The 25,299-nt window shown below is 65.5% G+C and carries 23 protein-coding genes and 1 pseudogene; 15 read left to right on the top strand and 9 right to left on the bottom strand.

All coding sequences use genetic code 11. The annotated features are described in order from the left end of the window. Positions 1 to 4: 4 nt before the first annotated feature. A complete protein-coding gene (locus LH390_RS10540; protein WP_227281362.1) occupies positions 5 to 1,558 on the bottom strand; it encodes an amino acid permease in 1,554 nt (517 codons plus the stop codon). A gap of 276 nt (positions 1,559 to 1,834) precedes the next feature. Here LH390_RS10540 and dnaK point away from each other — a divergent pair, with 276 nt between their 5' ends. Genes dnaK through LH390_RS10520 form a run of 4 tightly spaced genes read left to right on the top strand, consistent with a single transcriptional unit; the run spans position 1,835 to position 5,833 of the window. Beyond that, positions 1,835 to 3,664 (top strand): molecular chaperone DnaK, encoded by a 1,830-nt coding sequence (dnaK, locus tag LH390_RS10535; RefSeq protein ID WP_227281363.1) that lies wholly within the window; start codon positions 1,835 to 1,837, stop codon positions 3,662 to 3,664. Then, the gene (grpE, locus tag LH390_RS10530; protein ID WP_227281364.1) at positions 3,664 to 4,224 is read left to right on the top strand and encodes a nucleotide exchange factor GrpE; all 561 of its coding nucleotides are present in this window, start codon (positions 3,664 to 3,666) and stop codon (positions 4,222 to 4,224) included. Before dnaK ends, grpE begins: the two co-directional genes overlap by 1 nt. 36 nt (positions 4,225 to 4,260) lie before the next feature. After that, entirely contained in the window at positions 4,261 to 5,427 is a 1,167-nt protein-coding gene (gene dnaJ, locus LH390_RS10525; RefSeq protein ID WP_227281365.1) for a molecular chaperone DnaJ, read from the top strand. A gap of 1 nt (position 5,428) precedes the next feature. Beyond that, a complete protein-coding gene (locus LH390_RS10520; RefSeq protein ID WP_227281366.1) occupies positions 5,429 to 5,833 on the top strand; it encodes a heat shock protein transcriptional repressor HspR in 405 nt (134 codons plus the stop codon). A gap of 187 nt (positions 5,834 to 6,020) precedes the next feature. On the opposite strand, the pseudogene LH390_RS11620 reads toward LH390_RS10520, so the two are convergent. The 3 genes and pseudogenes from LH390_RS11620 to LH390_RS10510 all read right to left on the bottom strand — a co-directional run. Next, positions 6,021 to 6,374: pseudogene (locus tag LH390_RS11620) on the bottom strand (HNH endonuclease signature motif containing protein); the annotation flags it as partial. A 742-nt stretch (positions 6,375 to 7,116) separates the two neighbouring features. Next, positions 7,117 to 8,220 carry an alpha/beta hydrolase gene (locus tag LH390_RS10515; RefSeq protein ID WP_227281367.1) on the bottom strand — a complete coding sequence of 368 codons (1,104 nt, stop codon included), beginning with the start codon at positions 8,218 to 8,220 and terminating at the stop codon, positions 7,117 to 7,119. Beyond that, complete coding sequence (locus LH390_RS10510) at positions 8,217 to 8,465, bottom strand: hypothetical protein (RefSeq protein ID WP_227281368.1); 249 nt, start codon at positions 8,463 to 8,465, stop codon at positions 8,217 to 8,219. Before LH390_RS10510 ends, LH390_RS10515 begins: the two co-directional genes overlap by 4 nt. A gap of 92 nt (positions 8,466 to 8,557) precedes the next feature. Here LH390_RS10510 and LH390_RS10505 point away from each other — a divergent pair, with 92 nt between their 5' ends. Beyond that, positions 8,558 to 9,343 carry a nitrilase-related carbon-nitrogen hydrolase gene (locus tag LH390_RS10505; protein ID WP_227281369.1) on the top strand — a complete coding sequence of 262 codons (786 nt, stop codon included), beginning with the start codon at positions 8,558 to 8,560 and terminating at the stop codon, positions 9,341 to 9,343. 16 nt (positions 9,344 to 9,359) lie between these two features. On the opposite strand, the gene LH390_RS10500 is transcribed toward LH390_RS10505, so the two are convergent. Then, positions 9,360 to 10,499: a hypothetical protein gene (locus tag LH390_RS10500; RefSeq protein WP_227281370.1), complete on the bottom strand. Its 1,140-nt coding sequence runs from the start codon at positions 10,497 to 10,499 to the stop codon at positions 9,360 to 9,362. A 185-nt stretch (positions 10,500 to 10,684) separates the two neighbouring features. On the opposite strand from LH390_RS10500, the gene LH390_RS10495 reads away from it, so the two are divergent. After that, positions 10,685 to 12,043 (top strand): sodium/glutamate symporter, encoded by a 1,359-nt coding sequence (locus tag LH390_RS10495; RefSeq protein ID WP_227281371.1) that lies wholly within the window; start codon positions 10,685 to 10,687, stop codon positions 12,041 to 12,043. On the opposite strand, the gene LH390_RS10490 is transcribed toward LH390_RS10495, so the two are convergent. Next, positions 12,015 to 12,359, bottom strand: coding sequence for a winged helix-turn-helix transcriptional regulator (locus tag LH390_RS10490; RefSeq protein ID WP_227281372.1), 345 nt, complete (start codon positions 12,357 to 12,359; stop codon positions 12,015 to 12,017). The two genes, LH390_RS10495 and LH390_RS10490, sit on opposite strands and share 29 nt — an antisense overlap. Positions 12,360 to 12,461: 102 nt before the next feature. On the opposite strand from LH390_RS10490, the gene LH390_RS10485 reads away from it, so the two are divergent. The 7 genes from LH390_RS10485 to LH390_RS10455 all read left to right on the top strand — a co-directional run bounded on the left by LH390_RS10485 (position 12,462) and on the right by LH390_RS10455 (position 19,843). Further along, positions 12,462 to 13,094 carry an NAD(P)-dependent oxidoreductase gene (locus tag LH390_RS10485; RefSeq protein WP_227281373.1) on the top strand — a complete coding sequence of 211 codons (633 nt, stop codon included), beginning with the start codon at positions 12,462 to 12,464 and terminating at the stop codon, positions 13,092 to 13,094. Between the two features lie 132 nt (positions 13,095 to 13,226). Continuing rightward, positions 13,227 to 15,788, top strand: coding sequence for an ATP-dependent chaperone ClpB (gene clpB, locus LH390_RS10480; protein ID WP_227281374.1), 2,562 nt, complete (start codon positions 13,227 to 13,229; stop codon positions 15,786 to 15,788). A gap of 162 nt (positions 15,789 to 15,950) precedes the next feature. Continuing rightward, positions 15,951 to 16,415 (top strand): hypothetical protein, encoded by a 465-nt coding sequence (locus tag LH390_RS10475; RefSeq protein ID WP_227281375.1) that lies wholly within the window; start codon positions 15,951 to 15,953, stop codon positions 16,413 to 16,415. A gap of 71 nt (positions 16,416 to 16,486) precedes the next feature. Beyond that, positions 16,487 to 17,317 (top strand): sulfurtransferase, encoded by an 831-nt coding sequence (locus tag LH390_RS10470; protein ID WP_227281376.1) that lies wholly within the window; start codon positions 16,487 to 16,489, stop codon positions 17,315 to 17,317. A 45-nt stretch (positions 17,318 to 17,362) separates the two neighbouring features. Continuing rightward, positions 17,363 to 18,622 (top strand): type III secretion system chaperone family protein, encoded by a 1,260-nt coding sequence (locus LH390_RS10465; protein WP_227326819.1) that lies wholly within the window; start codon positions 17,363 to 17,365, stop codon positions 18,620 to 18,622. Between the two features lie 11 nt (positions 18,623 to 18,633). Then, positions 18,634 to 19,188, top strand: coding sequence for an orotate phosphoribosyltransferase (gene pyrE / locus LH390_RS10460; RefSeq protein WP_227281378.1), 555 nt, complete (start codon positions 18,634 to 18,636; stop codon positions 19,186 to 19,188). Next, a complete protein-coding gene (locus tag LH390_RS10455; protein ID WP_227281379.1) occupies positions 19,133 to 19,843 on the top strand; it encodes a TrmH family RNA methyltransferase in 711 nt (236 codons plus the stop codon). The genes pyrE and LH390_RS10455 overlap by 56 nt, the downstream gene beginning before the upstream one ends. On the opposite strand, the gene LH390_RS10450 is transcribed toward LH390_RS10455, so the two are convergent. Beyond that, the gene (locus LH390_RS10450) at positions 19,827 to 20,891 is read right to left on the bottom strand and encodes an NAD(P)-binding domain-containing protein (protein ID WP_227281380.1); all 1,065 of its coding nucleotides are present in this window, start codon (positions 20,889 to 20,891) and stop codon (positions 19,827 to 19,829) included. The two genes, LH390_RS10455 and LH390_RS10450, sit on opposite strands and share 17 nt — an antisense overlap. A gap of 77 nt (positions 20,892 to 20,968) precedes the next feature. On the opposite strand from LH390_RS10450, the gene LH390_RS10445 reads away from it, so the two are divergent. Beyond that, entirely contained in the window at positions 20,969 to 22,159 is a 1,191-nt protein-coding gene (locus LH390_RS10445; protein ID WP_227281381.1) for a glycoside hydrolase family 76 protein, read from the top strand. A gap of 239 nt (positions 22,160 to 22,398) precedes the next feature. Continuing rightward, positions 22,399 to 23,475, top strand: coding sequence for a Fic family protein (locus LH390_RS10440; RefSeq protein WP_227281382.1), 1,077 nt, complete (start codon positions 22,399 to 22,401; stop codon positions 23,473 to 23,475). Here the strand turns inward: LH390_RS10440 and LH390_RS10435 are convergent. Next, positions 23,472 to 24,347, bottom strand: a complete 876-nt coding sequence (locus LH390_RS10435; RefSeq protein ID WP_227281383.1) for a GDSL-type esterase/lipase family protein — start codon at positions 24,345 to 24,347, stop codon at positions 23,472 to 23,474. The two genes, LH390_RS10440 and LH390_RS10435, sit on opposite strands and share 4 nt — an antisense overlap. Before the next feature lie 127 nt (positions 24,348 to 24,474). Continuing rightward, entirely contained in the window at positions 24,475 to 25,134 is a 660-nt protein-coding gene (locus tag LH390_RS10430; protein WP_227281384.1) for a DedA family protein, read from the bottom strand. Positions 25,135 to 25,299 lie beyond the last annotated feature (165 nt).

Below are 25,299 nucleotides of genomic sequence, written 5' to 3'. Positions count from 1 at the left end.
GCGATTAGCTTTCCGGGGGGTTGTCCTCGCGTTGGCGGGTCAGCTCCTCGCGGCCCAGCGCCGTGGCGGCGGTGGAGCCTTGGCTGGCCTCGCCGTGTTGGCGGGCTTCGCGGGCGGCGCGGCGCCGCTGCCGGGTGTCCACCGCGGCGATGATGCGGCGCCTATTCACCTTCCAGCCAATGATGAGCGCCGGGATGAACAGCAGGGAGACGATCAGGGTCCAGGAGCCCACCGGGTAGTCCAGCGCCATGAGGACAATGACCACCGCCAGGAAGGCGATGACCAGGTAGTTTGTCCAGGGGGCGAAGCGGTCCCGATAGTCGGGGCGCTCGTATTCTCCGGCGCGGGAGAGGCGGACAAATTTCAGGTGGGACACGGTGATCGCCGCCCAGCTGGCCATGGTTCCCAGGGCCGCCAGGTTGAGCACGATTTCGAAGGTTTGCTCCGGAACCACATAGTTCAGGCCCACGCCGATGAGCGCGACGACGGTGGTCAGGAGGATGCCTCCGTAGGGTACGCCGCCGCGGGTCAGGCGGGCGGCGAACTGCGGGGCGGAGCCTTCCTGGGCCAGGTTGTACATGATGCGCCCGGTGGAGTAGAGCCCTGCGTTCAGGGAGGACAGTGCCGCGGTGATCACGATGAGCTGCATGATCGGGGCGGCGGCGTCCACGCCGATGGAATCGAAGAACGTGACAAAGGGCGACTCTGTGGCCGAGTAGTCGGTGTAGGGCAGCAGCATGCACAGCAGCAGGACGGAGCCGCAGTAGAAGACGCTGATGCGGAAGATCACCAGGTTGATGGCCTTGGGGATTTCCACCCGGGCGTTTTTGGCTTCGCCGGAGGTGGTGCCCAGCAGCTCGATGCCGGCGTAGGCAAAGACCACGCCCTGGATGACGATCACGGCCGGCAGGACCCCGTTGGGGAACCAGCCGCCGGCATCCGAAATCAGCGACAGCCCCACGGGTTGTCCCGAGGGGCTGCCAAAGATGACAAAGAAGATGCCGATGATCAAAAACAGCGTCAGCGCGCCGATCTTGACCGCGGAGAACCAGAACTCCAGCTCGCCGAAGAGCTTGACGGAGACCAGGTTCAGTGCGAGCACCAGCAGCACTACCGTCAGCGCCAGTAACCATTGCGGGAGCCCGGCAATGAACTGGCTGTATTGGCCGAACCATTTGATGTAGATGGCAATGGCGGTGCCGTCTGCCACGGCGGTCATCGCCCAGTTGAACCAGTACATCCAGCCGGTGGCGTAGGCGGCCTTTTCGCCGTAGAACTCGCGCGCGTAGGAAACAAAAGACCCCGACGACGGGCGGTAAACCACCAGTTCGCCGAGGTTGCGCAGGATGAGGTATCCCATGAAGCCGCACACGAGGTACAGCAGCGCCAGCGAGGGGCCGGCTGTTTCCAGGCGCGCGCCGGTGCCCAGGAACAGGCCGGTGCCAATGGCCGAGCCCATGGCAATCATTTGCAGCTGGCGTCTGCTCAGCCCTTTTTGTAGCCCCTTGTCCTCATCGGGGTTGAACCGCCGACGTTGGGACTGTGCTTTCTCGGTCATGGAAGGCCTTTCGTCCGGGTGGCGCGGGGTGCGCCACCAGGTGCAACCTATATGACTTTGGACACAGTGGGAAGGGGTTTTTGGAAAAAATTTTGTCCGCCCAGCTCACGGCGTTGCTTATCGACGCCGCGGGGGTACTGCAGGAAAGTTGAGTCCGGTGGGAACAAGTTGGGGGGTGGGTGCGTTGAGGAGGATGTAAGGTTGAGTGCCGGGTACTCAAGAAGACCTGCTAGGGTTCATCCCGGTACAACGAACAACTGACTAGGAGGAGTGCACATGGGACGCGCAGTAGGAATTGACTTGGGCACCACCAACTCGGTGGTTGCCGTGCTGGAGGGTGGCGAGCCCACCGTCATCGCCAACTCGGAGGGTGCTCGCACCACCCCGTCCGTGGTGGCGTTTGCAAAGAACGGTGAGGTTCTGGTCGGCCAGTCCGCCAAGAACCAGGCCGTGACCAACGTGGATCGCACCATCCGCTCCGTCAAGCGCCACATCGGCGAGACGGGCTGGAACGTTGATATTGATGGCAAGAAGTACACCCCGCAGGAGATTTCCGCGCGCACGCTGATGAAGCTGAAGAGGGACGCGGAGTCCTACCTCGGCGAGGACGTCACCGATGCCGTCATCACCGTGCCCGCCTACTTCGAGGACGCGCAGCGTCAGGCCACCAAGGAGGCCGGCCAGATTGCGGGCCTTAACGTGCTGCGCATCGTCAACGAGCCCACCGCGGCCGCCCTGGCCTACGGGCTGGAAAAGAACGACGATGAGCAGACCATCCTGGTCTTCGACCTCGGTGGCGGCACCTTCGACGTCTCCCTGCTGGAGATCGGCGACGGCGTCGTTGAGGTGCGCGCCACTGCCGGCGACAACCAGCTCGGCGGCGACGACTGGGATCAGCGCATCGTTGAGTGGCTGGCGGACAAGTTCAAGTCCGCGCAGGGCATTGACCTGACCAAGGACAAGATGGCTCTCCAGCGGCTGCGTGAGGCGGCAGAGAAGGCCAAGATCGAGCTGTCGAGCTCCCAGCAGGCCTCCATCAACCTGCCGTACATCACCGTGGACGCGGACAAGAACCCGCTGTTCCTCGATGAAACCCTCTCGCGCGCAGAATTCCAGCGCATCACCCAGGATCTGCTAGACCGCACCAAGAAGCCCTTCAACCAGGTGCTCGCGGATGCGGACATGAAGATCTCCGACATCGACCAGGTGGTCCTGGTTGGCGGTTCGACCCGTATGCCCGCCGTGACCGAACTGGTCAAGGAGCTCGCTGGCAAGGACCCCAACAAGGGCGTCAACCCGGACGAGGTCGTGGCCGTGGGTGCTGCCCTGCAGGCCGGCGTGCTGCGCGGCGAGGTCAAGGACGTGCTGCTTCTTGACGTCACCCCGCTGTCGCTGGGCATTGAGACCAAGGGCGGCGTGATGACCAAGCTCATCGAGCGCAACACCACCATCCCCACCAAGCGTTCGGAGACCTTCACCACCGCCGAGGACAACCAGCCCTCCGTGCAGATCCAGGTCTTCCAGGGCGAGCGTGAGATGGCCAGCGCCAACAAGCTGCTGGGCTCCTTCGAGCTCGGTGGGATCGCTCCCGCACCGCGCGGAATCCCGCAGATCGAGGTCACCTTTGACATCGACGCCAACGGCATCGTGCACGTGACCGCCAAGGACAAGGGCACCGGCAAGGAAAACACCATCACCATCCAGGACGGCTCCGGCCTGTCCCAGGAGGAGATTGACCGCATGGTCAAGGATGCCGAGGCCCACGCCGAGGAGGACAAGAAGCGCCGCGAGGCCCAGGAGACCCGCAACTCCGCGGAATCCATGGTCTACCAGACCCGCAAGTTCCTGGAGGACAACTCCGACAAGGTCTCTGAGGACATCAAGACCAAGGTGGAGGACGCCGCCAAGGGTGTGGAAGAAGCCCTCAAGGGCGATGACCTGGAGGCAATCAAGTCCGCCGTGGAGAAGCTGTCCACCGAGTCCCAGGAGATGGGCAAGGCCATCTACGAGGCGCAGGCGAACCAGGGTGCCACCCAGGCTGACGCCAACGCCGCGGGCGAGGACGTTGTGGACGCAGAGGTCGTCGACGAGGACGGTGACAAGTAGTGGCTGAAACCCCAGACACCCCTGAGGTCGACGAGGTTGAGGTAGCACAGGAGGAAGCGCCGGCTCCCGAGGTCGACCAGGCCCCGCAGACAGATGAGCTTGCGGAGCTCACGGAAGACCTCCAGCGCCTCAGCGCCGAGTACACCAACTACCGGCGCCGCACCGAACGCGAACGCCAAGCAGCGGTGGATGAGGCCCGCATCAGAGTCATCGCGGAGCTATTGCCCATGAGCGATGACCTGGTGTTGGCCAAGCAGCACGGCGATCTTGAGGAAGGGCCGTTGAAGGCCTTTGCCGATAAGTTCCATGCCACGCTGTCCACCCTGGGCGTTGCGGCCTTCGGCGAACCTGGCGAACCTTTTGACCCGGAGATCCACGAGGCCGTCCAGGACCTGTCCGAAGGCGAGGACAAGGTGTTGGGCACGATCCTGCGCCAGGGTTTCCGTGTGCGGGATCGCATCGTGCGCCCGGCGATGGTGGTCATTGCTGACAAGAGCGAGGACACCGACGTCGATAAGCAAGAAGAACCACAAGCAGAACAAGAATCCGAGCAGGATTAGGCCACCGCGAGCTGACGCGAAAGGAGGAGATGCCCAGTGGCTGAACGTGAATGGGCAGATAAGAACTATTACGCGGACCTGGGGGTCTCCTCGTCCGCATCGCAAGATGAGATTAAGAAGGCCTACCGGCGCATTGCCCGGGAGAACCATCCGGACAAGCGGCCTGGTGACAAGGTAGCGGAGGAGCGCTTTAAGAAGGCCGCCGAGGCATATGACGTCATCGGTGACGAACATAAGCGCAAGGAATACGACCAGCTCCGCGCCATGATGCGCCAGGGCGGATTCGGAGGTGCCGGGTTTCCCGGCGGGTTTCGCTCATCGGGGCGGACGTACTCGACGCAAGACTTCAACGTCTCGGACATCTTCGGCCAGCAAGGCGGAGGATTTTCTGCAGACGGCGGTCTTGGTGACCTCTTCGGTGGCCTCTTTCATCGCGGCGGGAGTGCTCGCCAGTCAGCTCGGCCGGCGCGGGGCGCGGACGTCGAAACCGACATCACCCTTGAGTTCCGCGAGGCGGCGAAAGGGACGACGCTCCCGCTCCAACTAAGCGGCGACGCCCCCTGCAACACGTGCCACGGCTCCGGATCCCGATCTGGGCGCAGTGAAACGTGCACGACCTGCAATGGCAGCGGATTTACCTCCGAGTCGCGCGGCGCCTTCGGATTCTCCTCGCCCTGCCCCGATTGCCGAGGCACCGGCGAGCGGATCACCGATCCCTGCGTCGTGTGCTCCGGCACCGGCACCGTCAAGCGCACCCGCTCCATCACGGTCCGCATCCCAGCGGGCGTGGTCGATGGACAAAAGGTCCGCCTGGCGGGCCAGGGCGAGGCGGGGCCGAACGGCAAGCCCTCGGGCGACCTGTTCGTCACGGTTCACGTCCGCCCGGACAAGGTCTTCGAACGCGTCGGGGACAACCTGGAGGTCACGGTTCCTGTCTCCTTCGCCGAGCTGGCTCTGGGCGAGACCATTACGGTGCCCACCCTGGACGCGCCCGTGCGTGTGCGGGTTCCCGCCGGCACCCGCGATGGCCGTACGCTGCGCGTCAAGGGGCGCGGAATCAAGGGCGGTGACCTCCTCGTGGAGGTTCGCGTCCAGGTTCCGGAGCATCTCGACGCCGCCGCAACCAGTGCCCTGCGCACCTATGCGCAGGCCGAACGCGACGCGGGCTTCCGTCCGCGCGCCGGTTGGGAAGGAGCACAGTGATATGCCCTCCAATCATGCATCCGATGGTGAAGAAGTCTTTGTCATCTCCGTGGCTGCCGAGCTTGCGGGCATGCATGCGCAAACCCTGCGCACCTATGACCGTTTAGGTCTGGTCACGCCAGCCCGTACTCGGGGCGGCGGACGCCGCTATTCGCGGGCGGACGTGGCCATGCTGCAGCGCATCCAGAAGCTCAGCCAGGAGGATGGCGTCAACTTGGCTGGCATCAAGGCGATCATCGACCTGAGTCGGGAGAACTCCCGCCTCAAGGAGGAAGTGGAGGAGCTGGGCGCGGAGAATCGGAGGCTCCGCGAGCAGTCTTCCCACCGCGGGGAGTTGGTCCATGTTCCCCGCTCCACTGCGGTGGTGATGTGGTCGCCGGAGGTGCGGCGCCGGCGGCGTCGATAGGCGTTCGCCCGCTGTGGCGGGCCCGCGTTTCGGCGCGCTTCCGGGCCGTGTATGCCCAGCTGATGCGCTGCGGATCCGCCAAGGGGCCCGTGGGCAGGGTGCGCAGGCAGTCTCCGGTGCGGAAGTACCAACTGCACACGCCGGATTCCGTCATGAACATGCGCACATGGCCAAAGGTGACCTTGTTGTGGTGCCGTGCACACAGGCTGACCAGGTTGGATGCGGTGGTGGGGCCGCCGTAGTCAAAACCGATGACGTGGTGCAGCTGCAGATCGGTGGTGCACGAGCACCCCGGGTAGCGGCAGCCACCGTCGCGGAAACCCACGTAGGCGGCCACGGCCGTTGGCGCGTCATGCTTGGTTGTGCTGGTGTAGCTGGGGGCCGCGGAAAGGTCACGATGCGCCGTGATCTGGCTGCGTGCCCAGGCGGCCTCGGCGGCGCGCAGGTAGCCCGCGCCCAGTAGGTAGCGGGGACCTTCTTCGGGGGTGCCAAAGAAGTTCAGCGTTGCGCGAACCTGTACGGACCCCTGAAGGATGGCCATGAGGGCCTGGCCCAGCGTTAGCGATTCCTTGTGGGACACGCGGTGAAGTGAGGTCATGAAGGTGGTGGCATCCGCCACGGTCATCGCGGCGGTAACAAAGGTGACATCGTCTTCGGACGTGACGGCAGAAATCGTGGGATTGCCGGGCGCCGGGGGCGGCGTGGCCTCGGCAGGGCGCTCGGCAGGCGGGGGGACCAGGCGGTCCAGGATCCGGTTGATGCGCCTGCGTAGCGTCTGCGGCGTGGGAAAAGCCTGATGGGCGACCGTGGGGGTGAGGTAGTCCGCGAGGTCGGCGTCCACGGCCTCCATGACGGCCTGGTTATCCACACAGCCGGCCAGGGCCCGCGAGACGGCCGCGAGGTGGCGCAGGGGCAGGTGCCGCAAGCGGGAACGGAGGGCCTCAAGGCGTGGGAGATGGGTGAGAATCTCCACCGCGAAAAGGGCCGTATCCAACGCCATGGCACCCATGCCCAATTGGGCGGCGATCTCATCGCGCCAGCAGGTGTAGTCCTCCGAGCTGTCCACATTCAGCGCGGGAAGAAGGCGGCGGTAGAACGCGATGTCCGCGTCCGTGCGCTCCTGCGTGAAGCGGCAGAGGGGATTGGTGGGGTCACAATGGGCATAGAATGCCTGTGTGACTGTGGTAGCTGTTTGTGCTGTCACAAGAATCCCCCCTCGCCTCCCTGTTCTGATTCCTTTCTACACCCTATCCCCTCCCCCTTCAAGCACTGTGACCAACCTCTCACTCCCGCGCGACGCGGGCGATATGGGCCAAGGTTGACTCATCAGTCCAGTAGGAGCCGTGGTCTCCAGGTTGTGCCTGCCACACCTCGGCGCCAAAGCTGGCAGCTGTCGGGTCACGGCCATGAATCCCCTCACGCGCACCCGCCGCCAGGTCGATGGGATCCCCCGGGGCGGTCACCGCATAGACCCGGCCGCCATCGCGCAGCCGAAAGTCCGACGCCTGTTTCTGCGGCACCCCCGGGCTGCCCACCAGGATGACGTTGTCCGCCTCTAAGGGCTGCGTCGCCGCCTGCCCCACCACTACCGTGCCGTAGCTATACCCGATGACCGTGCGTCGCGCCGTGGGATTGCGCCGGGTCAGCTCCTTTTGGAAGTCCCGCAGCGCACCGCCTCCCGCGCGGGCGGGGCTGTGAGCGGTCGCGCCGACCAGCGTTGGTGGCGCCTGGTAGCCGAGCCACAACACGGTGGCAGCCTTGCCGGAGTTTCCCGTGTGGGTGCTCAGGGCGGCCACGCGATCGACCTGCTCGGGCCAGCCCGCGGGGTTGGAGGAGCCAGTCCCGGCGACGAAGGTGGTCACCGTCTCCGCCTTATCGACGTCCCCGAAGGCAACGATGAGCCCGCCCCCATCGGCCTGCAGCACCGTGGCGTCAGGATACTGCGCGGCCAGCCACGTCAGGTCCAGGTCCTCAGGTGGCGGCGAGGAGCAGATGCGGGCGATTTCTAGTGCGCATTGCATGTCTATGACGTGCCCCAGCGAATTGGCAAGGCTGGTCAGTTGCCCGAAGAGCAGCGAATGATCGCTGAACTTCTTCAGCGTGGTGGCGTGCTGCTGGTACCAGGATTCCAGGAAGGAGCGTAGGTCGCCGGCGCGCTCCAGGACGGTTGCCGTCCGCAGCATTTCCGTGGCGGTCAGGTCCCAGGGCGCGGCGGTGCGGTCCAGGGCTGCCAGCCCGCGCTCGACGGCCGTGCCGGCGGCACCGGCGTGGTTGAGCGCGCGGTGTTCGGCGACCAGTTGGGTGTGGCCGGTGCTGGTCTGGGCGGCCGCGGCGCGCATGGTGGCGGCGGTGGCGCGCAGGGTGTGTGCGCTGAGTCCGGTGATCATGACAGCGCTCGGGCGGTGGCGTCATCGGTGAGTTGTGCGGTGGTGCACAGGTGGGTGAGTGCGGTGAGGTGGCGGCGTCGAGAAGCGGTGGCGTTGGCCAGCTGGGTCGTCCAGGTGGAGACCGCCTCGGCGAGCGCAATGCTGGTCAGGCTGTCCGGCGATGGCGGCGGGGCGACCGTGATAGGTGGGGTGGTGCAGGCGTGGAGGCGCTGCGCGAAGGTGGCGGTGAGCTGCAAGATGTCCATGGCCGTCAGCGTGCCCGTGCTCCCGGGCCCCTGCCGCGCGCTGCGCCCCGGCCTGTGGAAAAAGCCGGTTTGTCCACATACGCTGGGGCGGCATGCGGATTGCTGTTGCACAGGTTAAGTCCACGGACGATACTCGCCGCAATGCCCAGCGGGTGTGCGGTGAGATTGAGCGCGCCGGGAAACGGGGCGCTGACCTGGTAGTTTTCCCGGAGGCGATGTCGCAGGCTTTTGCTACCAGCAGGCTGGATACGCGTGCGGAGGAGCTAGATGGCCCCTTTGCCACGGCGGTGGCAGCCGCGGCGCGGGAGGCCGGCCTGGTCGCGGTGGTGGGCATGTTTCGCCCTGCCGACACCGTGGAGCGCGAGGGTCGGCGCGTCAATCGGGTGTATAACACGGCGCTGGTCACGGGCCCGGGCGTGCACGAGGGGTATGACAAGCGGCACACCTATGACGCGTTTGGGTACCGCGAATCGGACACCGTCAAGGCGGGCCAGCGGGCTGTGCTGGTGCCGGTAGGCGACGCGCGCGTGGGCGTGGCAACCTGCTTTGACCTGCGCTTTCCGGATTTGTTTCAGGGGTTGGCGCGCGCGGGTGCGCAGGTGATTGCGGTGCCTGCGTCCTGGTCCGGCGGGCCGGGCAAGACGCGGCAGTGGCGCACGTTGGTGCAGGCGCGGGCCCTGGATACCGGCGCGTTTGTGGCGGCGGCGGATCAGCCGGGCGATGGGGAGCAGGACGATCCTACGGGGGTGGGCCATTCGATGATCGTGGGGCCGGACGGCGCGGTGCTTGCGGAGGCTGGTCAGGAGGAGGAACTGCTCGTCGCGGATGTCTCGCTTATCGACGTCGCCCAAACTCGCCGCGCGATCCCCATCCTGTGAGGCGGCGAGCAGCGGGCTACCACGGTTGGGTTTGGATGCGCCGGCAGCCGGCGGCTTCCAGCGCCGCGGCGCTGCGGTTGACGTCTGCTGCGGGCCCGGCGATGAGGACGTCATCGTTGGGCCAATAGCCGCGGGTCATGGCCAGTTCGCCGGCGTTGTCGGCCTGGGCGATGTAGACGTCGGGGGTGGGCGCCAGGGGGGAGACCCACCAGTCGTCCACGCGGTGGGTGGCGCACGGGATGACGGTCAGCCAGTAGCTGGCGCGGGCAAGGGCGATGAGGCTTGCTAGCTCGTAGAGTTCGCCGGGGTAGTCGGCGGCGAGGAAGAGCGTGACGCGTGGCGGCTGCCCGGAGTTCATCAGGTCGAACATGATGGAGCGCAGCGGCGCCCAGCCGGTGGAGTGGGCGATCATGAGGATGTCGCGGGAGCCGTCGACGCCGAAGGCGCCGTGGGGCTGGCTAAAGGTCCAGTGGTCTCCCACTTGCGTCATGCTCAGGCGTTGGGCGGCGGAGCCCTCCTCGGCGAAGACGTGGAAGTCGATCTGGCCGAAGTCGTTGGGAGGGCTGGCGGGGGCCATGGGGATCCACAGCCCGGGCAGCATGGCCGTGGTGGTCCGCAGGTACTGGCCGGGGCGGAAGGGCACTCCCAGGCCGGTATCCAGGGTGACGGTGCTGATGCGGCGCGCCACGCGCGTCACGGAGATCACCTCTCCGGTGTAGGCCGGGGGGATTCCTGCCTGGTCTGCCTCCACGGCGACGGCCGCCATTTCCACACAGGCGCCTTCGATGAGTTCTTCCGCCTCCTGTGCCGCGAGCGTATAAGGTTCACCCGCCGTGCGCAGGACTTCGCGCAGTCCGAAGCGCAGGTTGTGGGCGAAGGTGGCGTAGGCCACTGCGGGGAATCCGTGGCGGCGGTGGTCCATGCCCAGGGAGCGGACAAAGTCGAGGGCGACCTCGCCGAGTTGACCGGGGGTGCTGTTTTCCAGCACCCATGCGACAGCAGGCGCAAGGTCCAGGTGGGAATCGGACAGGCGCAGCGGAAAAACGTTGCGGGCTTCCAGGTGGTCGACGTAGAAGCGACTGTGCGTGGCATCTCGGAATGTATCCGGATACATGCGAATGAGTCGCGCGACGTCATTGAGACTGGCGGCAGGCATGACTACCATACTAGGTCTACTTGGCGTTGGGCACGGAGTGCTGGGGGCGACATGGGGGAATTCGGGCAGGCGAAGGTCTGGACTTTTTTGTTCTGGCGGCGCTAATCCCTTCCACCGGGGGCATCCGATCGGATAGGATGAGTCGGTCACTGGTCAATGCAAAAACCTTGCTTTAGGGAGGTGCCGTGGAATATACCCCGTTCTCGCTTCTGGTCGACGTCGGCTGGATTTCTTTTCTTATGGTGGTCGGCAATGTCTTGCGCAGAAGGGTGAAGCTGTTCCAGGCGCTGCTGCTGCCCAGCCCGATTACGGCCGGGCTGCTGGGCCTGCTGTTGGGCCCCCACGTCCTGAACCTGCTGGGCTTTTCTGACCGGATGGGTGACTACACCACCATCCTCATCGCCGTGGTCTTTGCCGCGATGCCGTATTCCATGCAGTTTGACCGCTCGGTGCGCTCGGGCGCGAAGGCGATGTGGTCCTATTCCACGGGCATGTTCTTGGGCCAGTGGGGCCTGTTCATCCTGCTGGGTGTCTTCCTGTTCAAGCCGATCTGGGGCACGGAGGACTGGTTTGGCATGATGCTGCCGGTGGGCTACGTCGGCGGCTTTGGTACGGCGGCTGCGGTGGGTTCCTCCCTGGAGGCGACGGGCGCGGTGGGGGCCAGCTCGCTGGGCTTTACCTCGGCGACGGTGGGCACGCTGGCGGCGATCGTCGGCGGCATTATTTTTGCCAACTGGGCGATTCGTACGGAGCGCACGGCTTCGATGCCTAAGAAGCTGCCGTGGGAGATCCTGTCCGGCTACATCGACGAGGAGGAAAACCGCCCGTCGATTGGTAAGGCGACCACCAACCCCTCGGCCATCGAGCCGATTGCGCTGCATGCGGGCATCCTCACGCTGACGGTCATGGTGGCCTACCTGTTTAATGGGTGGCTCAAGGGCATCTTCCCCTCGGTCTCCCCGCCGCTGTTCGCGGTGGCTTTCGTGATGGGCATCCTGGGCAAGACGCTGCTCAACCTGCTGGGCAAGCCGAATTATGTTGACCGGGACACCATCAATTCCATTTCGGGTGCGGCCACGGACTACCTCATTGCTTTTGGTACGGCGTCGATCGTGCCGGCGGCTATTGCCAGCTACTGGGTGCCGCTGGTCATCATGTTCATCCTGGGCACCATCTACTGTGTGGTGTTCCTGTTCTTCGTTGCGCCCACGTTCTTTGGCAAGCAGTGGATCGAGCGCGCGATCTTCGGGTGGGGTTGGGCGACGGCCGCGGTGGCCACGGGTATCGCGCTGCTCAAGATCGTGGATCCGAAGCTGAAGTCCGGCACGCTCAACGAGTATGGCGTGGCCTACGTGGGCTTCGCCCCCTTCGAGATCGGCATGACGATCATCGCGCCGATTGCCGTGATCGCTGGCTGGACCTTGGGCCTGGGGCTGGTCACCACCGTGGCTGCGGTGGTGATTCTTGGCGCGGCGCTGGTGCTCAAGTGGGTGCCAGGCCGCAAGAAACTCGTGGCTACGCAGTATGAGCCGTTGCAGGAATAGCCGAGCCCCACTTCTTCATGGCGTCGAGCACCGGTGCGAGGCTTTCGCCTAGTTCGGTGAGCTGGTAGTCCACCCGCGGGGGGATGGTGGGGTGGGCGGTGCGGGTGAGCAGGCCGTCGGCCTCCATGGCGCGGAGGTTGGCGGTGAGCATTTTGGGGCTGATCCCGGTGACGCGCTCTTTGAGCTCGCCGAAGCGCAGCTGGTGCCCGCCGAGCAGTTCGCGCAGGATGAGGATCTTCCAGCTGGTGCCGATGGCGCGCAGCGTGACCTCGACGGGGCAGGCGGGTAGGGGATGATCGGTGCTGTTCAGGGGCATTGCTATCCGTTGGGTAAGGGGGTTTCCATTTGGTTACTAGTTTCCTTTGGATACTAGGGTCGTGGGGGTCAGCTAGTCAACCGATTCCCAAGGAGGACAATTATGAAGATCATCGTCGTCGGAGCCGCAGGCCAGGCGGGTAGCCGCATCGTCGCCGAGGCGGTGGATCGCGGCCACGAGGTCACCGCCGTAACCCGCCGCGAGGTGGACACCCCCGCCCAGCACGCCCTGGTCAAGGACGCCTTTGACCTCAGCGCCGCCGACATAAAGGGCGCGGATGTGGTGGTCGATGCGCTGAGCTTCCCGAATGACCCGACCCAGCATGTGCCCAGCGTGGAGGTGCTTGCCGACGCCGCCGCAGCCGCCGGGGCACGCCTGCTCGTCGTCGGCGGTGCGGGCAGCCTCTTCGTTGATGCGGAGCACACGCGCATGCTGGCGCAGACCCCGGAGTTTCCGGCGGAGTTCCTGGCCACGGCCGAGGGCCAGATCAAGCAGCTGGCCGCCTTGCGGGAGCGTGACGACGTGGACTGGACGTTTATCAGCCCGGCCGCGGACTTCCGGGCGGACGGCCCGCGCACGGGCAACTACCAGCTGGCAGGCGAGGAGTTCACCACCAACGCGGCCGGGGAGTCGGTGATTTCTTACGCGGACTATGCCAGCGGCCTGGTCGATGAGGCCGAGCGCACGGGGGATGCGGCGCATCGGCGTGCGCGCGTCTCGCTGTTGGGGAGCTAGGGGGACGAGGGGCGTCGATAAGCGAAAAAATTCTTACCTGAGTGGAACAGACTCAACTCCTGGTGCGTTATAGCTAGTGACTAGATAAACTTGAGCGCACCAAGCGCAGGTAGGAAGGTAGGCGCCACTCGCATGAACTCTTTTAACCCCACAACCAAAACCTCGGAGGCCCTCCAGGCGGCCTTAAGCACCGCTTCGGCGGCGGGCAACCCGGACATTCGTCCGGCGCACCTGCTGCAGGCCATCCTGGAGCAGGCGGACGGCGTGGCCGCGCCCGTCCTGCAGGCCGCGGGCGTGGACCCGCAGGCCGTGATCGCGGGCGCGCGTGAGCTCGTCGCCGGATATCCGTCGGCGAGCGGGCAAAATATGGCCAACCCGAACTTCAACCGGGACGCGCTCAACGCCCTGACCGCCGCCCAGGAGCTGGCGGGGGAGCTGGGCGATGAGTACGTCTCTACCGAGGTGCTGCTCGCCGGCATCGCCCGCGGCAGCGATGACACCGCCCAGCTACTCAAGGGCAAGGGCGCGACCTATGAGGCCATCACCGCGGCCTTCCCCTCCGTGCGCGGCGGGCACAAGGTGACCACCCAGGATCCGGAGGGCCAGTTCCAGGCGTTGGAGAAGTACTCCACGGACTTAACGGCGCGGGCCCGCGACGGCAAGATCGACCCGGTTATTGGGCGCGACTCGGAGATCCGGCGCGTGGTGCAGGTGCTGTCCCGGCGGACCAAGAACAATCCGGTGCTCATCGGCGAGCCCGGCGTGGGCAAGACTGCCATTGTTGAGGGCCTGGCGCGGCGCATCGTCGCCGGGGACGTCCCGGAGTCGTTGAAGGGCAAGACGCTGATCTCCCTGGACCTGGGTTCCCTGGTCGCCGGCGCGAAGTACCGCGGCGAGTTTGAGGAACGCCTCAAGGCTGTCCTCGATGAGATTAAGAATGCCGACGGCCAGATCATCACCTTCATCGATGAGCTGCACACCATTGTTGGCGCCGGGGCGACCGGGGAGTCCGCGATGGACGCCGGGAACATGATCAAGCCCCTGCTGGCACGCGGTGAGCTGCGGCTCGTCGGCGCAACCACCCTGGACGAGTACCGCAAGTACATCGAGAAGGACGCGGCGCTGGAGCGGCGCTTCCAGCAGGTCTACGTCGGGGAGCCCAGCGTCGAGGACGCCGTGGGCATTCTGCGTGGGCTCAAGGAGCGCTACGAGGTCCACCACGGGGTGCGCATCCAGGACTCCGCGCTGGTGGCGGCGGCCGAGCTGTCGGACCGCTACATCACCAACCGCTTCCTGCCGGATAAGGCCATCGACTTGGTCGATGAGGCCGCCTCCCGGCTGCGCATGGAGATCGACTCCTCGCCCCAGGAGATCGACGAGGCCGAGCGCATCGTGCGCCGCCTGGAGATCGAGGAGATCGCCCTGGAAAAGGAAACCGACGCCGCCAGCAAGGAACGCCTGGAGCAGCTGCGCGCCGATCTGGCCGACGAGCGCGAGAAGCTTAGCGAGCTCAAGGCACGCTGGGCCAATGAGAAGGACGCCATCGACCGCGTCCAGGAGGTCAAGGGCGAGCTGGAAGCCCTGCGCAACGACTCTGAGATAGCCGAGCGCGACGGTGACTACGCCAAGGTCTCCGAGCTGCGCTACGGCCGGATCCCGGAGCTGGAAAAGGAGCTTGCCGACGCCGAGGCGGCCGCCGCCGATCGCGGAGGTTCCGCCATGCTCTCCGAGGAGGTCACCCCGGACACCATCGCCGAGGTCGTCTCCGCGTGGACGGGCATCCCGGCAGGCAAGATGCTCCAGGGCGAGACCGAAAAGCTGCTCAACATGGAGGCTGAGCTGGGCAAGCGCGTGGTCGGGCAGCACGAGGCCGTCACGGCGGTCTCCGATGCGGTGCGCCGGGCGCGCGCCGGGGTCGCCGACCCGAACCGGCCCACCGGCTCCTTCCTCTTCTTAGGTCCCACCGGCGTGGGCAAGACGGAGCTGGCCAAGGCGCTCGCGGAATTCCTCTTTGACGATGAGCGTGCGATGGTGCGCATCGATATGTCCGAGTACGGGGAGAAGCACTCCGTCGCCCGGCTGGTCGGTGCGCCCCCCGGATACGTGGGCTATGACGCGGGCGGCCAGCTCACCGAGGCCGTGCGGCGCCGCCCGTACACGGTGGTGCTCTTCGACGAGGTGGAAAAGGCCCACCCGGATGTCTTCGACGTCCTGCTGCAAGTTCTGGACGACGGCCGTCTGACCGACGGTCAGGGCCGCACCGTGGACTTCCGCAACACCATCTTGATCCTCACCTCCAACCTGGGTGCCGGCGGCAGCCGCGAGCAGATCATGGCGGCGGTGAAGTCTGCGTTCAAGCCGGAGTTTATTAATCGGCTTGATGACGTCGTGGTGTTCGACGCCCTGAGCCATGAGCAGCTCACCCACATCGTGGACATCCAGATCGGCCAGCTCACGGCCCGGCTGGCGCAGCGCCGCCTGAGCCTGCACGTGTCCGATGCGGCCCGGGATTGGCTGGGCGATCGCGGCTATGACCCGGCGTACGGCGCCCGGCCGTTGCGTCGCCTCATCCAGCAGTCCATCGGCGACCAGCTGGCCCGGGAGCTGCTCGCGGGGGCGATCACGGACGGTGATTCCGTGGCCGTGGACGTCGCCGATGGCGGCGAGCGCCTGGAGGTCAGCGCCCGGCGCTGACCCCGGGGGCGGGGGGAGCGGGGGTAGCCGGCGGGTGTCTCCCTTCGTACCAAGTTGTGGCGAAAATGTGACGGATGGCCAAGGGTGTGCTTATAGTCTGCGTAGCAACTACAGCCTACAGGTTGCACCTATTGGTCTATTTTGGATGAATTGAGGATCCACATGAAGAAGCTATCTCGCACCTCCCTGGTCGCCGTTGCCGCTACCACCGCCCTCGTTTCCGGCGTCTTCGCCGCCCCGTCCTTCGCTGCTGAGGGTTCCTCCCAGGACAAGGACGTCGTGGCCACCGCTGAGGCCACCGAGGCTGCTGAGACCGCCGAGGCCGCCGAGTCCGAGGCTCCTGCTTCCGAGGCCGCCGAGTCTGAGGCCGCCGCCGAGACCGCCGAGGCTGCCGAGTCCGAGGCTGCTGCCGACGAGACCGAGGCCCCGGCCAAGTCCGAGGGTTCCTCCAAGAAGGACTCTGAGGGCTCCTCCTCGAAGGATCAGGACAACAAGAAGGACGAGAACGGCAAGGGCGAGCAGAAGGAAGGCTCCTCCGCCGAGGACACCAAGGCGTTCGTGGGCATCCTGACCGCCCTGCTGCCCATCGTCACCACGGTTGCCCCGCTGCTGTCTGCGGTCCTATAACGCACCGCACTCGGGGGCGGGGGGACTTCTCGTTCTGCGGGGTGTGGCCTGCTGGCGATAGTATGGCGGCTATGGACGTGTTGATCTCGCCAGCAGAGCTAGCAGAGCGGATCCAAACTGGGGGAAAGTTGACGGTCATCGCAAGCCGATGGCGTCCGGTGGAAGAAAATGGTTTCGCGCGTTTCCGCGCCGAACACATCCCCACCTCCGTGTTTTGTGATCCCGCCTCCGCCCTAGCCGATATCCCCTCCTCGAAACTGGGCCGCAACCCCATGCCGGACCCGCGGCGCCTTGCGCACTGGTTTGAAAAGTGGGGCATGCGCCACGACCATGAGGTGGTGGTCTATGACGGGGGCCGGGGGCTGTTTTCTGCGCGCACCTGGTGGGTGCTGCGCTGGGCGGGGGTGGAGCGAGTGCGCATCCTGGACGGCGGGCTGCGCGCCTGGGTCGCCGGAGGCTACCCCACCCTGGTCGGCCCCGGAAACCCGTGCTTTACCAGTGACCTCACCCCCCAGGTGGGCGCGATGCCGGTGATTGATATCGCCGAGGTTAAACGCTGGACCGGGTTGTTGGTGGATGCCCGCGAGCCGAATCGTTACGCGGGGCGCCGAGAAATGCTGGACCTGAAAGCCGGCCACATTCCCGGGGCCATCAACGTGCCGGTGCGCGCATTGCGCCGGGAAGACAACACGTGGAAGTCTCGGGAAGAGTTAGCAGAGATTTTTGCCCAGCACGGGATCACCAAGGATGAAGACGTGGTGGTCTATTCCGGTTCTGGGTTGCACTCTGCGCTGGTCATCGCCGCGATGATGTACGCGGGTCTGCCCGCGCCGCGGCACTTTGTGGGCGGCTGGTCGCAGTGGTGCGCCGATCCTTTCAACCCCGTGCAACGACACCTTTGAGCGTTTCTGCTGGGAAGTTAAGAGGTTGCCGTTAAAGTGGGTGGGGTGACTGAAACGCTTCTGTTTGCGCTTGCTGCACTCTGTCTCCTTGGCGCGCTGGTGTTGTGGTGGATTGACGCCCGCCGGCGCCGCCACGCGCAGGCGGAGCTGACCGACCCCATCGGCGAGGCGGATGCTTGGGATACTCCCGCTGCCGAGCTGGAACCTGAGCCGGGAACCGAGCCGGGCCTCGATCCGGAACCCGAGCTCGATTCCGGCGAGGAGCCCGTCGATGTGACCGCCCGGGCGTTGTCTGAGGACGGCTTTGAAGAGGTCGCGGAGGTACAGGACCCGGAGCCCGAGGCCCCGGCTACCCCGCGCCCGGCCGCTCGCTCGCGCTTTGGCATGCCCGGTTCGGCGCGCCGGGAGCGCCGCGCGTGGGCCCAGGACAAGGGGTGGAGCTACGCGCGTACGGATCCGAGCGTGTCTGAGCTGTGGTATCGGGGTGCTGCGGCGGAGGGCGCTGCGGCGCGGGAGGTTGTCTCCGGCAGCGTTGATGGGGTGAGTATTCACGTGGCGGACCTGGCCGCGGTCACGGTGGTGGCCGTGGCGCGCCCCTCTTCCTCCGAGGTGGTGGTGGATATCCGCCGCACGGAGTTTGATCAGGAGTTCGGCGGGCAGGAAGACAGCGATGACCTGGTTGCCGTCGACGCGGCGGTGGACCTGGAGGGCGTGGGTTTTCACTGCTATGCCACGCATCCGCAGGCGGCGGACCGGTTCCTTGATGAGCGCGTCCGCGACGCCCTGGCCCGCCTGCCGCAGGCTGTGGACGCGGTGTGGCTGGAGTCTGAGTGGGTGATCGCACAGCTCGATCGGGGTAGCCGTGCCGCCGATTGGGAGGACGCCATCGCTCCGCTGCGGGCGCTTGCCGACGCCGCCCGCGTCCTGCCCCCCACGCCCGGTACCGAAAAGCCGCTGGACACCTCGCAGCTGGATGCGTCGCGTGCGCTGCCGGAGCAGGGGAGCGCTGGGAAGCAGGAGGGTGCGCCCGTGCGGCGCCCCGATAAGCCGGTGCCGCTGCCGAGCCGGGCGCGCAATGAGGCGCATGGCGGGCCGGTGGCCGGTGCGCCGGGGGATGATGAGGTCGAGCCCATCGGCCACGGCGAGGAGGACGGCTCCGATGACGCGCAGGGTACCCGCGCTGTGCGCCGGGACCAGAAGCCCTCGTCAATTTTTGAGGACTTGACCAACAAGCTGGGCCATGACCCGCTGGAGGACTCCAGTTTGGACCTGGGCTTTCGGATTGAGGATGAGCCCGAGCACTAGGATTAGCAGGCATGACAACTCCCAGCGTCGATGAGACTCAACTCCAGGAACTTGCCGGCTTGGTCAAACAGCTCGCCGTGGTCCACGGCCGGGTGACCCTGTCCTCCGGCAAGGAGGCGGACTACTACGTGGATCTGCGCCGCGCCACCCTGCACCACCGGGCGAGCAGGCTGATTGGGGCGCTGCTGCGCCAGGCCACCGCGGATTGGGATTTTGACGCCGTCGGTGGCTTGACCCTGGGCGCGGACCCGGTGGCCACCGCGATCATGCACGCGGACGGGCGCGATATTGATTCCTTTGTGGTGCGCAAGGAGGCCAAGAAGCATGGCATGCAGCGCCGCATCGAGGGCCCGGACATCGTGGGTAAGAAGGTGCTCGTGGTGGAGGACACCACCACGACCGGCAACTCCCCGCTGACCGCCGTGGAGGCGCTGCGGGAGGCCGGCGCGCAGGTGGTGGGTGTGGCCACCGTGGTGGACCGGGCGACGGGTGCTGCGGATGTGATTGCGGATGCGGGCCTGGAGTATCGCTTCCTGCTCGGCCTGGAGGACCTGGGGCTTGCCTGAGGTACCGGGCCCGACCGAATGGGGTGAGGGGCGCCACGGGGTGGGGCCGTGGGCCGAGGAGCATCCGGGGGTGCCGGTTCCGCAGGATCCGCGCTATGACCCGGAGCTGCTGGGTGCTGGTGATCGCCGCAACGTGGTGGACGCCTACCGTTATCTCACCCGGGCGGCGATCATCGCGGACATTGATACGCGGCGTCATCCGCTGCACATCGCCATTGAGAACTTTGAAAACGATGCCAACATTGGCACCGTGGTGCGCACCGCCAACGCGTTTGCGGTGGACACCGTCCACATTGTGGGTCGGCGGCGGTGGAACCGGCGTGGCGCCATGGTCACGGACCGCTACCAGCGGCTGCGCCACCATGCCAGCACGGCCGAGCTCATGGAGTTTGCCCGCGCGGAGGATCTTCACGTGGTGGCCATTGATAACACTCCGGGCTGCGTGCCGCTAGAGACCACGCGGCTGCCGCGGCGGTGTCTGCTGCTTTTCGGACAGGAGGGCCCGGGGGTTACGCCCGAGGCGCAGGCGGGTGCGGAGCTGACGTGTTCGATCGCGCAGTTTGGTTCGACGCGGTCCATCAATGCCGGGGTGGCTGCGGGTATTGCCATGCACGCCTGGGTGCGCCAGCACGCTGACCTTAGCGCTGCGTGGTAGCTCGCACCGCGAGAGCAGCCTTGCGTCCGGCCCGCCGCGCGCCCACCGTGGAGGAGGACGATCCGTAGCCCACCAGGAGCACCCGCGGGTCGCGCGCCACGCGGACTTCGTCGAGCATGCGGATCCCGCCGCCGGGCTCGCGCAGCCGCAGCGGGGCGAGGTGGCGCAGCGCGGGGCGAAAGCCCGTGTTCCAAAACACCACGTCGAGCGGCTCGAAGCCCTCGGCAAACTCCGCGCCCGTCGGGTGCAGCCGCAGGGGCATGGGGCGGGCGGTGAGGATCCCGGCCTCCAGGCCCGCGCGCACCTCGGGGGTCAGGGCAAGCCCGGTGGTGGCCACCACGGAGCGCGGCGGCAGTCCCGCAACTTCGCGGGCAAGCACCCGCTTTTCGACGTCCCTTCCCCAGGCGTCGTCAAAAGGCGTGCTGCTCCAGCGCGGGGGACGCCGCGTCGCCCACAGTGTGTCGGTGACGGGGGCTAACTCAAGCAGGAACTGCACCGCGCTGGCCCCGGCGCCGATGACCAGGGTGCGTTTGCCGCGAAAGTCCTCCTTGCTCCGGTAGTCCGCGGTGTGCAGCTGCCAGCCACGAAAGCTCTCCCGGCCGGGAAACGCCGGCCAGAACGGCTGCGTCCACGTGCCCGTCGCGTTGATAATCCGGCTGGTACGCACCTGCTGCGGCACGCCATCGTGGGAGAACTCCACAAGCAGGGTGTGCGGGTCAACGCCGGTGACGGTGGTGACCGTGGCGGGCCGGATGACGCCGAGGTCCAGGCGGTGTTCGTAGGCGCCGTAATAGTCTGCGACGACCCGGGAGGCCGGCGTGGTGGGGTCGGGTTGCCCCAGGGGGAACCCGGGAAGGTCCGCGACCCGGTGCGCGCGCGCCAACGTCAGGGAATCCCAACGGTGACGCCACGCACCGCCGGGGCCGTCGGCGGCGTCGAGAAGCGCAAAATCCTGCCCGGGCAGCCACCCGGAGCGCGCCAGCTCTCCAGCCGCGGACAATCCAGCCTGACCGGCCCCAATAATGACCACCGGAAACCACTCACGCATGGGGCTCAGTCTAGGACACGGGGGCGGCTAGACTGACGTGGACGGCCACAACGCGTTCCATCCTTCGGAGGCAAGTAGTGCAGGAAAAATGGGCACACCGCGCGGATCTTTCAGAATCTGCCATTAATGAGCGCCACGCTGCGCGCGTGTGGGGGACCCCGCGGACGAACCTGGCGGTGACCGCCTGGCCGCCCACCACCAAGGAATCCTCCTTTGTGCGCTGGCACTATTGGTGGCAGGCGCACTACCTGGACTGCCTGCTCGACGCGTACTGGCGGCGCTCGACGGGAACGCGGCGGGTGCGCATCACCAACACGGTGCGTGGCATTCGAGTGCGCAACGGCGGCCGATTGACCCGCAACCGCTACTACGATGACAAGGCCTGGTTGGCGCTGGCGCTCGGGCGGATGGGCGCGCTGCGCAAGCTGAACCGGCCCCGGCAGTTGGAGGGCCTCGAGCAGGACATCGTCAACGGCATTGACGGGCTGACGGGCGTGCTGCCGTGGCGGGTGGGGGAGACGTTTTATAACGTGCCCTCCAACGGCCCCGCCGCGATCATGATGGCGCGCACCGGCCGGCTGGACCAGGCGATCCACATCGTCGACTGGATCCTGGACACCCTCATCGATGATGACGGGCTGATCATGGACGGGCTGCGCATGCGCATGCACGGCCCCGAGCTGGTGCGCGACATTCACCCCTACTGCCAGGGAGTGACGGTGGGGGCGTGCCTGGAAATTGCGCTGCGGCTGCGCCAGCGCGCCGGGTTTGATAGCGATGAATCCATTGGCACCGTCGACGAGGCGGAGCGTGCCGATGACTCCATGCCCTACATCATGGCCATCCGCTCCATCGTGGAGGCCGTCGCGCGGCACATGGCCACCCCAGCCGGCGTGATCGATGCGCAGACAGGGCAGGGCGACGGCGGACTGTTCAAGGGCATTCTGGTGCGCTACCTCGCCGACGTCGCCGTACGGCTGCCCGCGGATAGCCCCGCGAACAAGGCCACTAAGAAGTTGGCCACCAAGCTGGTCATCGCCTCCGCGGACAGCGTGTGGGCCCACCGCCTGGAGGTGGACGGGCTGCCGATCTTTGGCACCGACTGGACCGCCGACGCCCGGCTGCCCCACAACTACGGGCTGGGCGCCGGGTCATTGGCGCATAGCTCCGGGATGATCCGGGTGGACGAGCGCGACCTGTCGGTGCAGCTATCCGGCTGGATGCTCATCGAGGCCGCCGCGCGGGTAAGTCGGGAGTTAGACCTCTAACGGGGCGGTAGCGCGAGGGCTATTTTAAAAAACTGGCCAATATTTTAAAATAGATCCATGCAGGCGGCAGTCTATGTGAAAATTTTGGAGATGCAGGCTAGATGACGTACGCAACGCTGAAATCGATCTTCCATAGTCGTGGCGAGCGGGATGCTCGGCAAGAGGAATCGTTGCGGCGCTCGTCCCCTGCGGCCATACGGTGGGACCTCCAGCTTCCGGGTGGAGAGATGTTCTGCCTCATGACTCCGGAGATCGTTACCTCCATCGAACAGGTCTTGAAGGGGGCATGGCAAGCGCAGCGCCTGTGGCATGAGTTACCTGGTGTAGCACGATGGAAGTATGCCAGTAAGACTATCGTTGACGAGATACAGGCAACGAATGAAATTGAAGCTGTGAAATCAACCCGTCGAGAAATTGCTCAAGTACTCGATACTGCTGATACGAAATCTCGAGGGAGGTTCGCAGAGGCGGTACGTCGTTATCAGAAGCTTGGTCGAGGAGATGCTGCAGCTCCTGTTTCGTTGGCAGACCTTCGACAGGCGTATGAGGATGTAGCGGCAGACGAAATTGGGGAGGATGATCGACCTGATGGGGAATTATTTCGCGCAAAACAGGTTTACATAACTAGCGGAATGAAGGTCATTCACACGGGTGCGCCGACTGAAGCACGAATCGTTCAAGGTCTAAATATTATGCTCGAGCAATCGGCCGACCCCCACATTCCGGCGCTTGTACGAGCATTGGCTGGCCATTTCATATTCGAATACATACATCCGTTCTATGATGGAAATGGTAGGACTGGCCGATACCTTCTTAGTGTTGCCCTGGCAGAGTCATTGCCTCAGCTCATTTTGCCCCGGGTGTCTGTTGTGTTAGCCCAGCGTAAAGACCACTATTATCGTGCATTTAGAAATGTTGAGCATCCGCTCAATTGCGGCGACGTGACAACTTTTATTGGTGAGTTATTGAATATACTCGAACGCGGTGGTCGAGATGTAATCAAGGAGCTTGAAGAATACTTACGTCTGTTAAATGTGGCTAGAAATAGCATTGCACACTTGGGTATTGAAGACGTGAATGTAAAGACTGTTCTACTTGTTCTTGCGCAAGCTGAATTATTCAGAGATGTTGAGGCGATAGGGATCCAGGAGCTTATCGGGGCGGTGAATAAGAGTAGACCGACAATACGGAAGTGCACTGAAGAATTGCGTGAAAAGGGCCTGGTCACCGAGGTGACAAAAAAGCCCCTCCGCTTCCGGCTCAGTGCGGCTGGCCGGGAGGCGGTGGGGCTGGGGCCGCTAGCCACTAGCGCCTAGAAGTGGGCAACCACCGTGTTTGCCGCGTATTCCGAGCCCAGGTCGGAGGGGTGCGCGGACATGGTGTAGTTGGGGGTGGTGGTGTCAATGAACCCGGCGACAAAGCGCTGGGCGTCCGGGCCGCAGGTCTCGTGGCCGCGGGCGCCGTCGATCATCTCCACGTAGGTGGCGCCGATTTCCGCGGCGGCCTGGCGCTGGTTGTCGCGGTTCCAGTTTTCCACGTCGCGCAGGTAGGGCACGGGCACGCCGGCGGGCATGTTGGGCACCACGTTGACGGCGCAGAAGATGGCGGTGTCGCGGTCGGTGGTGGGGATGGCGCCGGAGATGATGATCTGGGCCCCGGGGGCCACGGCGCGGATCTTGTCTGCGGCGGCGTGGAGGTTGCGCTTGTAGGCGCCGTTGACGGCGATGGGGTCAAAGATGTTGACCTTGTTGTCGCGCAGCCCAAATCCGCCGTAGTCGTTCATGCCCAGGGCGAAGACGACGGTGGAGTCGTTGGAGATGTGTCCGGCGGCGAGGGCGGCGTCGAGACGCGGGAGCATGGAGCCGGAGGTGTCGGCCACACACGACCAGTCGTGGAGCGCGCGCCCGGTCTTTTGGGCGAGCTTGCCGGGGATGTTGTTGGGGGCGGCCAGGCAGCCGGCGGCGTTGGTGGGGTAGTTGCGGGCCCAGTCGCCGATGGGGCCGACCATGCCGCGCAGTTCGTTGTGCACTTGGTCGGGGTTGGCGGAGTAGGAGTCGCCGAAGGTGACGATGCTGCCGCGGTGGGCGTCGTCGGCGCTGGCGACGGTGCCGGCGAGCGATCCGGTGAGTGCGGCGGTGGCGGTGCTCAGCGCGAGGAGGGTGGTGGCGAGGGAAACGCGGCGTCGCAAAGCGAGCTACCCCACTTTCTGTTGTGTAGATAAAAGTACCCGGATGACGCTACCCGTGTGTGTGGGTAAAGGCAATCATCCGGGGGTGTGACGGGTGTGAAAGATGGGACTGTAGTGAAAGTGGGGCTTAGGAGTTGCGGCGCGCGGCGATGAGGCTGCGCGCGCCGCCGTAGATGCCCGGCAGGATCGAGATGAAGACGATGAGCAGGAAAATCGCCTCGATGTTGTTGCGAATGATGTCATAGTGACCCAGCCACGCGCCCAGCAGCGTCACGCCGCCGCCCCACAGCGTCGAGCCGATGGCAGAGAAGGTGATGAACGTGCGGTAATGCATCCGGGACATGCCGGTGACCAGCGGCGCGTAAGTGCGCACGATGGGCACGAAGCGGCAGATGATCACCGTGATCGGGCCGTGCTTTTCAAAGAACTCGTGGGACTGGCGCAGGTATTCCTGCTTGAAGATCTTGCCGTCGGGGCGCCGCGAGAGGGCGTCGCCGAACTTGCGGCCGATCCAGTAGCCGGTCTGGTCGCCGAGGAACGCGGCGAGCATGAGGGTGGGGATGACCGTCCACAGGTGGGCAAACGGGTCATGCTGGACGGAGAGCATGCCGGCGGTAAACAGCAGCGAATCGCCGGGGAGCAGAGGGAACAGGAGGCCGGATTCGATGTACACGATGGCCGCAATGCCCGGAAGGATGAAGGATCCAAACGGGCCCGATCCGCTGAGCAAGTACATCGGGTCCATCCAGTCCGGGCCGAGGGCCAGGGTGGTAACAACATCATTCATAGTGTCCCCAGACTAGGCGTTTGGCCCCGCTGAGGGAATTCGGCGTGCAGTGTGACTTATTTCACTTAACGACGCCCGCGCGGGTGCAGGTGAGCTATTCCGGCACCGTAACGCCCGAATATGTCCGAACATGTCTGGTTGTGTGGGGGCGGTGGCGGGGGTGTA

The organism is Corynebacterium uberis (assembly GCF_020616335.1).
Lineage (GTDB): Bacteria > Actinomycetota > Actinomycetes > Mycobacteriales > Mycobacteriaceae > Corynebacterium > Corynebacterium uberis.
This window is presented reverse-complemented; position numbering and strand designations above follow the sequence as displayed.